This is a genomic window from Palleniella intestinalis, from assembly GCF_013166595.1.
Classification (GTDB): Bacteria; Bacteroidota; Bacteroidia; order Bacteroidales; family Bacteroidaceae; genus Prevotella; species Prevotella intestinalis.
On the sequence record NZ_JABKKG010000002.1, the window covers coordinates 84,564 to 99,357 of the forward strand.

Below are 14,794 nucleotides of genomic sequence, written 5' to 3' on the forward strand. Positions count from 1 at the left end.
AGATTAGTCAAATAAAAGGATTTTGGGTTAAGAAATCCTAATTATTGGCAGGAATCACTACGTTCTTACGCAAAAATGAGTAATTTTGCAACGATTTATCGGCCGATATAGCTCAGTTGGTAGAGCAACGCATTCGTAATGCGTGGGTCACGAGTTCGAGTCTCGTTATCGGCTCAACACTAAAAAATCTAAACTAAACATGAAGATTTCACACATTGAGCATTTGGGCATAGCTGTCCAAAGCATTGAGGAAGCACTTCCTTATTTCACAGACGTTCTCGGACTTGAATGCTACGCTACAGAAGTAGTTGAAGACCAGAAAGTAAAAACAGCTTTCCTCCGCTGCGGAGAGGTAAAACTTGAGCTTCTTGAGCCAACATCTCCGGAATCAACAATACAAAAGTGGCTTGACAAAGGCAACAAAGGTGTGCACCATGTTGCATTCTGCGTTGAAGACGGCGTGGCAAACGCTCTCGCCGAGTGCGACAGCAAGGAGATCCGTCTTATTGACAAAGCTCCACGCAAAGGCGCAGAGAGCCTTAACATAGCTTTCCTTCATCCGAAGTCAACTTGCGGAATCCTGACAGAACTCTGCGAGCACTAATAAAACAGAAACTGCCGTTTCCGACATTTGTGCCAGGAGACGGCATATTCTGTTTATATGAAACATTAATCCGAATTAATTTATTTTACTTATAATAAACATTCACAACAATGTCAGTACAGGTAGAAAAAATAAAGGCGCTGATCGAGAAGCGTGAGAAAGCACGCCTCGGTGGTGGCGAGAAAGCCATTGACAAACAGCATCAGCGTGGAAAATATACGGCTCGTGAGCGTATCGACATGCTCCTTGACGATGGCTCTTTTGAAGAGTATGATATGTTCAAACTCCACCGTTGCACAAATTTCGGCATGGAGAAGAAGCAGTTCCTTGGTGATGGTGTCGTTGTAGGCTCAGGCACAATTGACGGACGCCTTGTCTATGTCTTCGCACAGGACTTCACTGTAAACGGCGGTTCGCTCTCTGAGACAATGGCACAGAAAATCTGCAAGGTCATGGACATGGCAATGAAGATGGGTGCGCCATGTATCGGTATCAATGACTCAGGCGGCGCACGTATCCAGGAGGGCATCAACGCTCTTGCAGGATATGCTGAGATTTTCCAGCGTAACATCGAGGCATCAGGCGTTATCCCGCAGATTTCCGGCATCTTCGGTCCTTGTGCCGGTGGTGCAGTCTACTCCCCTGCCCTCACAGACTTCACTCTGATGATGGAGAACACATCATACATGTTCCTCACCGGTCCTGCCGTCGTAAAGAGCGTAACAGGCGAGAACGTTGACGCAGAACACCTTGGAGGCGCAAGTGTGCACTCAACAAAGTCAGGTGTGACACATTTCACAGCGAAGACAGAGGAAGAGGCTCTTGCCATGATTAAGCAGCTCCTCAGCTACCTCCCTTCCAACAATATGGAGGAGGCTCCGCGTGTAGAGTGCAACGATCCGATTGACCGCATGGATGACATCCTCAACGAAATCATACCGGAGAATCCTAACGAGGCATACGATATGTATAAGGTAATCTCGGCAATCACTGACAACGGTGAGTTCTTCGAGGTACAGCCTAAATACGCAAAGAACATCATTGTCGGCTTCGCACGTTTCAACGGTCAGTCTGTTGGTATCGTTGCTAACCAGCCTTCATCCTATGCAGGTGTGCTTGACTGCAACGCATCACGTAAGGGCGCACGCTTTGTACGCTTCTGCGATGCATTCAATATTCCTATCGTTTCCCTCGTTGATGTTCCGGGCTTCCTTCCGGGTACAGGACAGGAATATAACGCTGTCATCCTCCATGGCGCAAAGCTCCTTTACGCTTACGGAGAGGCTTCAGTGCCAAAGATTACTGTCACTCTGCGCAAATCTTACGGCGGTTCTCATATCGTAATGGGATGCAAGCAGTTGAAGACAGACCTTAACTTCGCTTGGCCTTCTGCTGAGATTGCCGTAATGGGTGCTTCCGGTGCTGTTGCCGTTCTCCAGGCTAAGGGCATCAAGCAGATAAAGGAAGAAGGTGGTGATGTTGCTGCATTCATTGCAGAGAAGGAGAAGGAATACTCTGACCTCTTCCAGAACCCATATCAGGCTGCAAAATATGGCTACATTGACGATGTCATCGAGCCACGCAACACACGTTTCCGCATCTGCCGCGGACTTGCACAGCTTGCCACAAAACGTGAGACACGCCCAAGCAAGAAGCACGGATGCATGCCAACATAATGCTTTTCAGTACGAATATTGTACACATATGGACAATGAAGTGAACGTTGCCATTGCTATGGCACTGTATGAGGCTTTCGGATACTCGTCACACGACGAGGAATCCGGAAAACTCACAATCAACAAGAAAAATTCATTATGGAATTTAAATACACAATTAATGGCAAAAAATACGAAGTAACCGTCGGCACTATCGAAGGTGACAATGTAGAAATCACTGTCAACGGAGAGGCATACAACGTAGAACTTGAGCCAAAGCCACAACCAAAGCCACGCCCTGTAGTAAAGGCTCCGGCACCAAAAGCTGCACCGAAAGCCGAACACGAAGGCCCGAACCTTCAGGATGCGCTGAAAGCACCACTGCCTGGCACAATCATTGACATTCTTGTCAAAGAAGGCGACGAAGTAAAGGAGAACCAGCCACTCGTCATTCTGGAAGCAATGAAGATGAACAACAATCTCGTTGCCGAGCGCGATGGCAAAGTGGCAAAAATCTTTGTAGAAGCAGGCGAGGCTGTCATGGAGAACACTCCACTTGTAGCTTTTGAGTAATCATGGCGCAAGAGTCTCTTTTGACAAACACATAGGCAGTCTTGTTTACAGGAACTGCAAGAACAGAACATTCAGCTTTATTATGAAACGACGGTCATACAAAACAACAATGGCCATCGTGCATAATAAAGCTGATTTTTTTCAATCCTGCAGAAAAATCCATCTGCATTGATTTGAAAATATTGGTGTCACGAAACATATACAACACATTATCATTCATATGTTTCAGTTGTGACAAGCCCCTATCCTCGCATACAGCAACAGGATTTAGCTGTAAAGTGTGGCGGAGCCACAATCCTTACGGCCGCCCGGCTTTAGCCGTGCGGCTATAAACAGAGGAGATCACTTTGTGTGGTGGAACCACACTCTTTTATTGTGGGTGTAAGGAATTGAAACAGAAAGGAGTGTGGCGCTGCCACACAACTAATAGAGATCATCTCTAATCCGCACGGCTGAAGCCGGCGGTTACCATAAGGACTGTGGCTTCGCCACATTTTATGCGAAACATTTCCTATGAAAATGTGATTTCACAACAACTTGTGGAGTTTTACCGGACAGCAATATTTCAAATTATTCGTGTCCGGGGAAAAAGATTTTTATCGGATGCGAACAGCTGTTTTTTATTTACAAAAAGCTGGATTTACCAACATCTAAACTTAATTAATTATAAAACATTCGACGTGAATTATTATTTATGAATAATTTTCAGTAACTTTGCGAGGAAATATTTCGCACAAATTTCTATATGGAAGTCAAAAAAATTCTTTTCATCAACACAGAAACCGTCCCATACGTCCCAGAGAACAAATTATCTGCAATGGGAAAGCTCGTTCCGGAGAAGATACAGAGCAACGGATATGAGATCAGAACCTTTATGCCCAAATGGGGCTGTATCAACGAGCGACGCGGCATGTTGCATGAAGTCATCAGGCTTTCCGGCATGAACATCATCATCGATGACACAGACCACCCACTGATAATCAAAGTAGCGTCAATCCCGGTTTCAAGACTGCAAGTGTATTTCATCGACAATGACGACTATTTCACTCGCAAAGGAATCGAGCACGACGAAAATGGCGAGACCTTCTCTGACAACGGAGAGCGTGCCATATTCTTTGCACGAGGCGTGCTTGAAACTGTAAAGAAGCTGCGCTGGACTCCTGATGTGATACATTGCCAGGGTTGGATGTCCTCCATCGTCCCATTGTTTGTCAAAGAAGCGTACAAAGATGAGCCATGCTTCCGCGACTGCAAAATAGTGTCAAGCCTCTACAAGTCCGACATGACCGGCATCATCGGTGAGAATTTCAAGAATTGCCTGACATTCGGAGACGTCACCAAGGACACTCTCAGCAGTTACAATGAGAATTTCGACCTTCAGGAGCTGGAGAAACTTGCCATAGACTATTCTGACGGCATCATTGAAGCAGATTCTGACATAATTCCGGAACTGAAAACCTATGCACAGGAGAAGAACAAACCGTATCTTTCTTATCCCGGCGAAGATTTCATTGAAAGTTACAAGGCATTCTACAACACTCTGTGATCTGTAAAAAAACAAAGGTGTAGTACAAACGAATCAGAGATAAAGGTATTCCAGTAGCTAATTATCGTCATAACCTAATCCAAAAGAACTGATTAGCAAACAAACAATGAAGAAAAAAGGATTTTTCCATTTTCACGCAACTTTCGGCTCATTGCTCGCCGCCCTCCTGCTTGCGACGGCATGTGATGACACAACAGAAACCCTCGGTTCATCCATAACAAACATAGAGGATGTGATGTCAGTCTCTGACGCTGTTTACAAAGTAACATCACAGAGCGTAAGGGTTGACTCTATCATCGCACGCAGTTCCACACGTGCCCTTGGCATCGTGAAAGACCCTGAGACAGGAACTTACATACAGAGCAACCTCCTGACACAATTCCATGTCATTGAGGATGATTACGAATATGATGAAGACTCCGTGGACACTAAGGCATTGTCTTGCGGAATAACTTTCAACTGTAATGCATTCTATGGAGACTCACTGCAGACTATGAAAGCAACGCTTTATGAGTTGAGTATGGATAAGACACTGGAGGAAGGAAAGACATACTACTCCAACCTTGACCCTATCAAGGACGGCTACATACGCAACGACGGGATAAAAGTGTCTAAAGTGTTCTCAATAGTCAACTGTGATGACTCCGACTCTGTACGGCAGGCAAACAATTACAGCAAATTCATATATTTTGAGCTAAACAAAGAATATACCGACACCAAAGGCAACAAATACACAAACTACGGTGAATATCTCTTGACAAAGTATTTTGAGAGCCCTGACAATTTCAAGAACTCTTACAATTTCATTCATCGTGTATGCCCGGGATTCTATATCAAAATGGATAACGGTCTCGGATGTATGGCATATATCAACTCTGCACAGCTCAGTGCCACTTTTCAGTATGGAACAAACAAAGTGACAAAAATATTCCCTATATATGCCACCGATGAGGTTAAGCAGATTACAGAGGTGATAACCGACACAATAACAACAAAGGAGCTTGTCAAAGACAACAACTGCACTTACATCAAGTCACCGACAGGTATTGCCACACTGCTCACACTTCCTGTTGAGGAAATCTGCAAAGGCCATGAGAACGACTCCATCAACTCCGCAAAGGTGACAATGAGATGCTACAGCAGTAACATGGACAACAAGTACACATTCCAAAAGCCTGCTACACTGCTCATGCTGGAAAAGGATTCACTCACATCATTCTTTACGTCCGGAAAGATTGCGGACAACAGAAAAAGCTACGTAGCCACATATTCAAGCTCGTCAAACGGATATACATTCAACAACATCGGACAGTTGGTAAAAACCATATACAAACGACTTCCTGACGATGCAGTTGCACGAGAGGAATACAAAAGGAAACACCCTAATTGGGACAAAGTGCTCCTTGTGCCGGTAACTGCAAACTATACAACGTATAATTCGACAGCAATCCTCAGCAGTGTAACACCTGACACCTCGCTCTCTACAGCAAAACTTGTCGGTGGTCCGAACAACCCTGATGCAATAGAGATAAGCGTTGTTTACAGCAGATACACAAGATAACAAAGACATTATGGCTGACAATTTCTTGGAAAACCACTACGAAGATTATCTGAAGAAAAAAGCCGAATGGCTGCGCAAGAAAAAACATCTTCCAAAAACCAATAGACAATTAGAGCGCCCGGCAGACGAGGCGCTCTAATTGTGTTTTTATACCTTAATGGTATAAGCAACTGATGAAACCGTAGTATGTAATCATAACCATAATCTCCACGAAAACAACATTTTTCTCTAAACACTGTTCCTTTTAACATCGATTTTTACAATTTATTGTTAATAATCCTTATTTTGTCTTTGCAGTCACAATAATTATGCTTACATTTGCAACACGAGATAAATAACATAATTTCATTAACCTAAAACCAAAACTATTATGAAGAAAAAACTACTCATGCTTTGGGCATTTCTTCTGCCTTTTGTAGGTGGCAGTATGTCTGCACAAGAAGTAACATTGGACTTCACCACAAATGGTTGGGGACTACCTGAAGGTTCTTCAAACAAAGGAACAGAAGCCAAACCATTCACTAACGGCACTTACAGTATTACATTGGAAGCACCTGACGGTTATTATTACAACACCTCAGGCTACCTTATGCTTGGCAAGACAAATGCCACACTTACATTACCGGCATTCAATTTCGATGTGGAAAAAATTGAGGTCGTTGGCACCAGTACAGCTTCTCCATCTGTCAAACAAAACATTTATGTAAATGAAACTGCGGTAAGTACAGAAACTACAGGTGCTCAAAATGTTACCAACACATACGCAATCGACGCAAACTACCAAGCGGCAGGCACAGTGTATGTATTGAAAGTGAATTCCAAGCACAACACACAGATTTCCACAATCAATGTCTACAAGAAGGCTGCTGCCGGAGATGTTGCAGCTCCATCCATTACAGGCGATGCAACAGATTTTGGAAAAGCAACAGTAACATTGGCTTGCGCAACAGAAGGTGCAGTTATCCACTACACAACAAATGGTGACGAGCCAACAGCAGAAAGCAAACTTTATACAGAACCATTCGAGGTAACAGCCACAACTACTGTAAAGGCAATCGCCATCAAGGATGAAAAAGCAAGTTCTGTCATCTCAAAAGAAATCGTTGTCAATCCAATCATTACTACTGTTGCAGAACTTAATGCCGTTGCCGACAAGACAGCATTCCGCTTTGACGGTGAAGCTCTTGTAGTTGCAAAGCAAACAAAGTCCGGTAAGAATGGACCACAGAACTATGTATATATCAAGGATGCTACTGGTGCAAGCCTCGTATATGACAATGGTGGCGAGAAGACTGCAGATGTCCTTGTAGGCAAGACCATCAATGGCGGCTGGACAGGCAAGGTTGCTGTATACAACAAACTGTTTGAGGCAGTACCTGATGCAGCACTTAGTATAAAAGAAGGTGATGCTGTTGAGGTTACTTACGAAGCAGCAGACCTTGCTGATGTCAAGGCTGAGAATATGAACAAGGTCGTTACTCTTAAGGGAGTGACATACACAGTTCCAGACGAAAAGAACAATTTCACTATTGCCAAAGGTGAAGAGAATGTTGCCGGATACAACCAGTTCGCCATTGAAATAGCTGCCCCTGCAGAAGGCAAGACATACGACATCATCGGTGTAATAAGCGTATACAACGACAACATCCAGTTCCAGCCTATCACAATCACTCGTACTCCTGAAATCATAGCAGCAACTATCGAGCCGACAGAAGGCGACATCGCTGCAGCAGTAGCAGCAAAGAAAGCAGAGATCGAAGCTTCTGGTGACAAGATGGGTGACATCACTATCAACCTTGCAAAGGATGCAGCATACATTCTTGGTTCTTCTATCGAAACAGCAGGAAGCCTTATCATCAACGGTAATGGTGCTACTATTGACGCAACAGCAAATGCAGCGGCACTCATATCTCTGACAGGTGGCAAAACCGGAGAGAAAGATTACCTGATGATTGACCAAGTCAAGATTGACGGTGTTACAATCAAGGGAATCAAGGGTTCTATACTCTATGACAACAATGTGAAGATTTGTCTTGTTGACCTCACTGTCAACAACTCTGTACTGGAGTTCGCTACAGAAGCAGTTGACAATGAAGCACTCATCTCATTCAAGGCAGGTGGCGCAAAGGACATCAACATCACTAACTCAACATTCTACGGAAACAATGCTGTTGCTAAGTATTTCGTACGCTACAACAACTCTGCACGCCTTGACCGTTATGGATTCGACACAGCGACAGAGCTCATGGTGATGAACTATCAGAACAACACATTCAATGGTCTTCTCAAGGCTGACGGACAGTGGGGCAACTACAGTGCAATTGCAGGACAGAAGTATGTAAAGTTTGACATTAAGAACAACATTTGGTACAACTGCGGAAATGACATCATCCGCCGTATGGCAGGTGGTCGCTTTAACGGCAGCAACCCTATGGAGTTCGCTAACAACACATATTTCAACGAAGGCGTTGACAAGTCTGAAAGCGAAGCCGGTTATGACAAGAGCGGCTCTATCCTTACAACCGACCCAACATTCAAGGACGCTGCTAACGGTGACTTCACTATCGGCGAAAGCACACAGCAGGCTAAGTTCAAGACCGGTGACCCACGCTGGCTTGTTGACTATGTAGAGACAGGCATCTCTAACATCACAACAGAGAATGACATCAACGCTCCTGTATACAACCTTGCAGGTCAGCGCGTGCTCAACAGCACTAAGGGCATTGTCATCAAGAACGGCAAGAAGTACATGGTAAAATAAGCCAGAAAAGCATAGCCGGCTTTAATGGCAACATACAACAAGAGACTACCCTTTTTCGGGTAGTCTCTTTCTTTTATCCTAAAAATAAGTTAAAATACAGGTTCTCCATATTGAGAAATACTATGCTCATACGTTTATATAAGTGTAAGCGTCGTACGAACTTAAACAATCCGCAAAAATAAACAACACTAATAAAGATTCCTATGAGCATAACAAAACATACACTCTGCCTTGCAGCAGCATTGACATTCTCTGCATTCATTCCTCAAACAGTGGACAACTACGCAGTCGCAACAGCTGCCGGTGCAAATAACATGACAGAGAAAAAAATCCCCGTTGGCAATTTCACGGAAGTGACACTGATAGGCCATTACAAAGTAATCTATACACAAGGCAAACCATGTCAGGTAACGATAAGAGCACCAAGAAACACAGACATCATGAAAGACATCAGTGCAGAAGTAAAAAAAGGCGCACTGACTGTTAGCACAAAACAAATCGCCGGTGTCAGAGTAATCAACAACAACCGCAGAGATTCCATTACAGTCTATGTCACCTCTCCAACACTGACAAAAGTAGCACTCATCGGCAGCGGAGACTTCATTTCCAATAAGCCTATCGACGCTGACAGATTGCAGATTGCACTCCACGGCAGTGGCGACATAAAGTTCAATACTATCAGCTGCAACAGCATCAATGCAAGCCTTAACGGCAGTGGAGACATTTCAATGAAAAAGGTGGAGACCGGCACAAAAGCCACCATCACACTTAACGGCTCAGGAGATTTTGATATAGACCGCCTTACAACTGTCAATGCCAGCGTTTCTCTCAATGGTTCCGGAGACATGGACATCAAAAACCTCGAATGCAACAACGCAAGCATCAACCTCAACGGCACCGGTGACATGAAAATCGCAGCCGTAACAACACAGAACGCAAACACACAACTGCATGGCAGCGGCAGTCTCTCCGTCCATCTCCTGCAATGCGAGAATCTTAACTCCGGTATGACAGGAACAGGCGACATAACTTTGTCCGGCACTACAAACACCTATCGCAAAACAAAAAGCAAAATGGGAGACATACACGACAGCAGACTGAAATACAACAGAATCACCAATTCCCAAAACAATAAGAGTGCCAGAACTACAAGAACTCCACATTCTCCAGGAAAAATAGAGGCACAGCCATAAACAGAAAACAAGGAACACCCTGCAGTAGCTCACACGGATAATACTTACCCACAAGGAACAAGAAACAAGCATGAACCAAAAAGAGTTTGAGGAAATAGCCGGTGCCCTGCGACAAGAAGCGTTGAAGACAAGCATGCACTTCCTGCATGCCAACGATGCTGACGATGTCGCACAAGACACTATGCTGAAACTGTGGGCTATACACAACGACCTTCATGGCAAGGAACATGCCATGCGACTTACCGCAACCGTCGCAAAACACCTCACCATCGACACTCTGCGCCATACCCAACGCACCTCAACCATTATGGTCACAATGGATAAGCGCACCGGAGAGGACACCACGGAATGGCAACCACCTGACACAAAAGCTATCTCTCCACACCGCAAACTCGAAATCAAGGAGGACGAACAATGGCTGCTTGAACGCATTGCCGCACTGCCTGACAGAGAAATGCAGGTGATGAGGATGAGACAGACAGAGATGAAGTCCAACGACGAGATAGCAGCCATCATGGGCATAACCTCAGCCTCCGTGGCGACAATGCTGTCATCTGCCCGAAGAAAGATATTCGAAGAACTTAAAAAGCGTAACCGACAATGAAGATAACCGACAAGAACATAGCACAATTCCTACAGAAATACATGGACGGACAGACTTCCGTCGATGAGGAACGCATGCTTGCTGATTACTTCAGAAAGCATGGCGGCCGACCCGCTCCTGAAGGCATTGACAGCGAGGACTGGCAAGTGTACCGTGAAATGTTTGCCATGTTTGAACCCAAACTGCAAGCCGGCAGCCTCCGCAAACGACACCTGATTGCCGCCTCCGTCACCTTTCTGCTTGCTTTCGGCACGTGGCAATGGTTTTACGATGACTCTGCCGTACCACAAACCACCGGCAACACACCGGTCATAGCCTTTGCCGAGACAAGCGACAGCACAGCAACAGAAGCGACAAACGACACACTGAGAATGGAAGTTTCCCCGACCACACTGCCCACAACCAAACCGGTTTTGCGCAAAAGGATTGACAGAAACCGCTATCGCGACACTCCCCCACCTCCACGCACTTATCTGGCACAGGCATCCGAGCCTGCCGACAGCACCACTGCCATTGACCTTGAAGAGGCAGCACGCCAAGCGGACCTGCTGATGAAAGCCGTCTATGTGCAGCAGCAATGTGACATCAACGACATCATGAACCAATATGCCGCCACCGTCGCGAGCATAGACGAGCAAATCGAGGAAGAGGAAGTCTACTACTGACAACACCCATAAGCAATAATAACAAACTGACATGAAACAGATTACAATATTAGCAGCACTCTTAATGACAGCTGCCAATGCCGTAGCGCAAAAGAACATAAACAAGGAAATGGATGCTTTGCTCAACGACAAAAGCATAACGAAAGTCGTGACAAGCAACTATGACGACAGCGACAGAGGCACGTCTATAACGACATACTGCCACTATGCCGAATTGCACATCCCTTCAAAACAGTCGCAGAAGATAAAACGACTGGAAGAGGCATTCGAAGATGACGCCGTCAACGGATACAAATCCTTGTACCAGACTCCACAGATAAGTGCAGAGAAATCCAATGTCGTCTATGGTCCGAACCTTGAACATAGCATCCTTTTCTGTACAAGACCTTCCCACAACTATCGCCTGCTGTTCGTCCATGACAAGAACAATGCCACAAAACGCTATGTCTATGCCATGGTCTGGTATAAGGATGCCGGCGGAACGCGATGCCTGCTCTACCGCATCTATGGCGATAACCCGGCAAAAGTGACAAAACAGCCTACTGTAGTAAAACGCACAATAACCACAACACGTCCCGATGGTTCGTCAACAATGACTATTCTCGATGAGAACGGCATACGCATCATAGGCAGCAACAACAACAGTGTAACCGAAGAAGGCAATCCGGCAGAATACCTCGGTACTTTCTCTATGGTCAACAACACAAGTCCTATCCACAAATTCGGTAACCTCCGCATCGCATTCCTTGAAGCTATCAAGGATCCTGAGCAGAAATCCTTGCAGACTGGTATCGTCATGAACATTGTGGAACTATGCAAGAACCACGGGAAAAAGTTCAGCCAGAACGAGCGCAACACCTGCAAGATAAGCATTAACGAAATGCAGAACATCATGAAAAAGACTAATCCTGACACGTTCCTCAACGGAATGCTTGACGAGGCTTATCAACATTTAGGCAAATAAACACGAAAACTGAAGAACTCTCACGCAAGCCAATAGCTTGCATAACCCAATAGAGATTTTTTTCTTCTCAATCCCGTCTGCTGACGACAGCCCGCGGGACACGCTTTTCATAAATAAGCAAGTGGGCATCGCCGCCCTTCATTTACAGACCGTAAGAGACGGCATCGCTCACTTGCACCTTTATCATTACCAATCAATTATGAACAAATCAATCATATCCGCCCTGCTGATTCTATGTACATTGCCTATCGCAGCACAGACTGCCGGCAAGGAAAAACAGAGCACGACGGACACAACCGGCGTACACTCAAACGTGGAACTCGACGAGGTGGTGGTGAAATCCCAGCGCCAACTGATAAAGAACGAGATTGACCGCACGACCTACAATGTGCAGGCTGACGAGGAATCCAAAGTTAAAACCGTCATGGACATGCTCCGCAAAGTGCCGCTTGTCACTGTCGACGGTCAGGACAACATACAGGTCAACGGCTCTTCCGATTTCAAAATCTTCAAAAACGGCAGACCTGACCCTACCATGACCAAGAACCCGAAGGAGGTTCTCAAAGCCATGCCGGCAACAATGGTGAAGCGCATCGAGGTCATCACCGAACCGGGAGCACGCTATGACGCCGAGGGAATCTCTGCCATCCTCAACATCGTCATGATGGACAACAGCCGTTTCGGTGGCGTTGTCGGCTCCGTAAGCACAGGAATGAATGACCATTACGACCCGCATGCCAACGGATACATAACAGCCCAGACCGGCAAACTCATCCTCTCCGCCAACTACGGCTATCAGCATCAGGGCGAAGCCATGTCCTCTTCCACCTCCGAAAGTGAGACTTACTACAAGGACAGTGGCAACACTATGCACGACACAGGCCGCAGCAACAACAAAGGCGATGTCCATTATGGCAACATCGAAGCAAGCCTTGACCTCGACACGCTGAACCTTCTCACGCTCTCCGTCAGCGGTTTTGCCTATAATATCGGTGTCAACAGCTTCGGCAGCTACCGCATGTCCGACCCTCTCGGCAACACACTCTATGCTTATGACGCCCGGACATGGTCAAACGGAGGCTTCCGTTATCTCGATTTCTCGACACGTTTCGACTATCAGCACAAAACAAAAGTGAAGGACGAAGTGCTGACTTTCTCCTATCTCATGTCATTGGAAAACAACAAAAACCCACTATCTTACGAATACAGCAACGCCATTAATCTGCCTGTCAGCTATACAGGCTACGACTATTTCAGCAAACAGAGATTCGCCGAACATACATTCCAGCTCGACTGGGTGCGTCCGTTTGCAAAGCACCATAAGTTTGAGACCGGCGCGAAATACATCTTCCGACGTAACAAGAGCGACAATTCACAGACATTCTACGGAAATACGCCTCCCACATCCGCCCTCTTCAACCACGACACACATGTCGCCGCACTCTATTTGCAGTATCTCCTGAACCTCGGAAGATGGTCTGCCATGGCAGGACTGCGCTACGAATACAGCCGTGTCAATGTAGATTATCCTGACGGAAGTGCCGAAGGTTTCTCAAAGAACATCTCCGATCTTGTGCCGTCAGCGACAATAAAGTACAAGATTTCCGACTCTGACAACATCAAACTGAGCTACTCCGCAGGCATCAGCCGCCCGGGAATCAGCTACCTGAACCCTGCTGTCACGGAGAGTGTGACAAGCATTTCCTACGGCAACGGCAGCCTTAACAGTTCCAGAAGGCATACCCTCGGACTGACCTACCAGCACACAGGAGCCAAATTCACATACAATGTAGCCCCGTTCCTCCGCTACAGCAACAGTGGCATAGGCAGCATAAAGTACACTGACGGAGACAAAATCGTCAGCACTTATGCCAACAACCTGAAATCCATCTCCTACGGCACAAGGCTCTATGTGCAGTGGACAATCATCGACGGCACAAGCTTCAACATCAACGGACAAGTCGGGAAGAACATCCATGAGAACGAGAACATGCAGCTGAAGATAAGCAAATGGTCAGCCTACTACTATGGCAACCTGCGGCAGAAGCTGCCTTGGAAACTCTTCTTCACACTTGGTGGTGGTGGAAACGTAGGCAAATCACCGAACAGTGTCTATGGATATTACTCCTCAAACTACAATTACTACTACCTTTCCCTTCAGCGTTCATTCCTGAAGGACGACCGCCTGACGGTGAATCTCTCGGCAAGCAACCCGTTCGGAAACAAGTACAGTGACTTCAAGTCGTATGTCACTCAGGGCGACTACTTGTCTGAAAACCACAATTACGGTCCACGCCGCAGCTGCCGCCTGTCCCTCAGCTACCGCTTCGGCAAGTTGAATGCCAGCGTGAAGAAGGCTGACCGCTCAATCAGCAACGATGATGTCGAGGGCGGCGTAAGCAAGAAATAAGCCTTCTCCCCTATTATAAAGAACTCCGTCCCATAACGTGGCATATCGTTATGGGACGGAATTCTTTCTTGTGATTTTCTTTCTGAGTTTTCTAATGTTTTTTCAATCGCAAGGTGGAAAATAACGCTTTTTTTAGCTGAAAATATGCTTCCACGGAGTAAAAGATAAGTTTTTGCTTTGGAAACGGTAACCTTTCACAATGCAGAACGATACGAAAAACACTGCAATTCGTTACCGTTCAGCGTGTTTTTGGTAACC

12 protein-coding genes and 1 tRNA gene are annotated in these 14,794 nt (G+C 45.9%); all 13 read left to right on the plus strand.

Annotated features, from left to right (window positions below; all coding sequences use genetic code 11):
- The first annotated feature begins 101 nt into the window (after window positions 1–101).
- The 13 genes from HPS57_RS02780 to HPS57_RS02840 all read left to right on the plus strand — a co-directional run bounded on the left by HPS57_RS02780 (window position 102) and on the right by HPS57_RS02840 (window position 14,536).
- Window positions 102–174, plus strand: a tRNA-Thr gene (locus HPS57_RS02780).
- Window positions 175–199: 25 nt separating this feature from the next.
- Window positions 200–604, plus strand: a complete 405-nt coding sequence (gene mce, locus HPS57_RS02785; protein ID WP_172179995.1) for a methylmalonyl-CoA epimerase — start codon at window positions 200–202, stop codon at window positions 602–604.
- 110 nt (window positions 605–714) lie between these two features.
- Window positions 715–2,280, plus strand: a complete 1,566-nt coding sequence (locus HPS57_RS02790) for an acyl-CoA carboxylase subunit beta (RefSeq protein WP_135939915.1) — start codon at window positions 715–717, stop codon at window positions 2,278–2,280.
- 138 nt (window positions 2,281–2,418) lie between these two features.
- Window positions 2,419–2,832 carry an acyl-CoA carboxylase biotin carboxyl carrier protein subunit gene (locus HPS57_RS02795; protein ID WP_216653364.1) on the plus strand — a complete coding sequence of 138 codons (414 nt, stop codon included), beginning with the start codon at window positions 2,419–2,421 and terminating at the stop codon, window positions 2,830–2,832.
- 745 nt (window positions 2,833–3,577) lie between these two features.
- Window positions 3,578–4,378, plus strand: a complete 801-nt coding sequence (locus HPS57_RS02800; protein ID WP_172179997.1) for a glycogen/starch synthase — start codon at window positions 3,578–3,580, stop codon at window positions 4,376–4,378.
- 106 nt (window positions 4,379–4,484) lie between these two features.
- Complete coding sequence (locus tag HPS57_RS02805) at window positions 4,485–5,939, plus strand: DUF4270 domain-containing protein (protein ID WP_172179999.1); 1,455 nt, start codon at window positions 4,485–4,487, stop codon at window positions 5,937–5,939.
- Window positions 5,940–5,949: 10 nt separating this feature from the next.
- Window positions 5,950–6,078 (plus strand): dehydrogenase, encoded by a 129-nt coding sequence (locus HPS57_RS02810; RefSeq protein ID WP_135939911.1) that lies wholly within the window; start codon window positions 5,950–5,952, stop codon window positions 6,076–6,078.
- A 231-nt stretch (window positions 6,079–6,309) separates the two neighbouring features.
- Window positions 6,310–8,700, plus strand: a complete 2,391-nt coding sequence (locus HPS57_RS02815) for a chitobiase/beta-hexosaminidase C-terminal domain-containing protein (RefSeq protein ID WP_172180001.1) — start codon at window positions 6,310–6,312, stop codon at window positions 8,698–8,700.
- A gap of 203 nt (window positions 8,701–8,903) precedes the next feature.
- Window positions 8,904–9,893: a head GIN domain-containing protein gene (locus tag HPS57_RS02820; RefSeq protein WP_172180003.1), complete on the plus strand. Its 990-nt coding sequence runs from the start codon at window positions 8,904–8,906 to the stop codon at window positions 9,891–9,893.
- Between the two features lie 70 nt (window positions 9,894–9,963).
- Window positions 9,964–10,497, plus strand: a complete 534-nt coding sequence (locus tag HPS57_RS02825) for an RNA polymerase sigma factor (RefSeq protein WP_172180005.1) — start codon at window positions 9,964–9,966, stop codon at window positions 10,495–10,497.
- Window positions 10,494–11,162 (plus strand): PG0215 family putative anti-sigma factor, encoded by a 669-nt coding sequence (locus HPS57_RS02830; RefSeq protein ID WP_172180007.1) that lies wholly within the window; start codon window positions 10,494–10,496, stop codon window positions 11,160–11,162. The genes HPS57_RS02825 and HPS57_RS02830 overlap by 4 nt, the downstream gene beginning before the upstream one ends.
- 31 nt (window positions 11,163–11,193) lie before the next feature.
- Window positions 11,194–12,126: a hypothetical protein gene (locus tag HPS57_RS02835; RefSeq protein WP_172180009.1), complete on the plus strand. Its 933-nt coding sequence runs from the start codon at window positions 11,194–11,196 to the stop codon at window positions 12,124–12,126.
- A 199-nt stretch (window positions 12,127–12,325) separates the two neighbouring features.
- The gene (locus HPS57_RS02840) at window positions 12,326–14,536 is read left to right on the plus strand and encodes an outer membrane beta-barrel family protein (RefSeq protein ID WP_172180011.1); all 2,211 of its coding nucleotides are present in this window, start codon (window positions 12,326–12,328) and stop codon (window positions 14,534–14,536) included.
- Window positions 14,537–14,794: the final 258 nt, after the last annotated feature.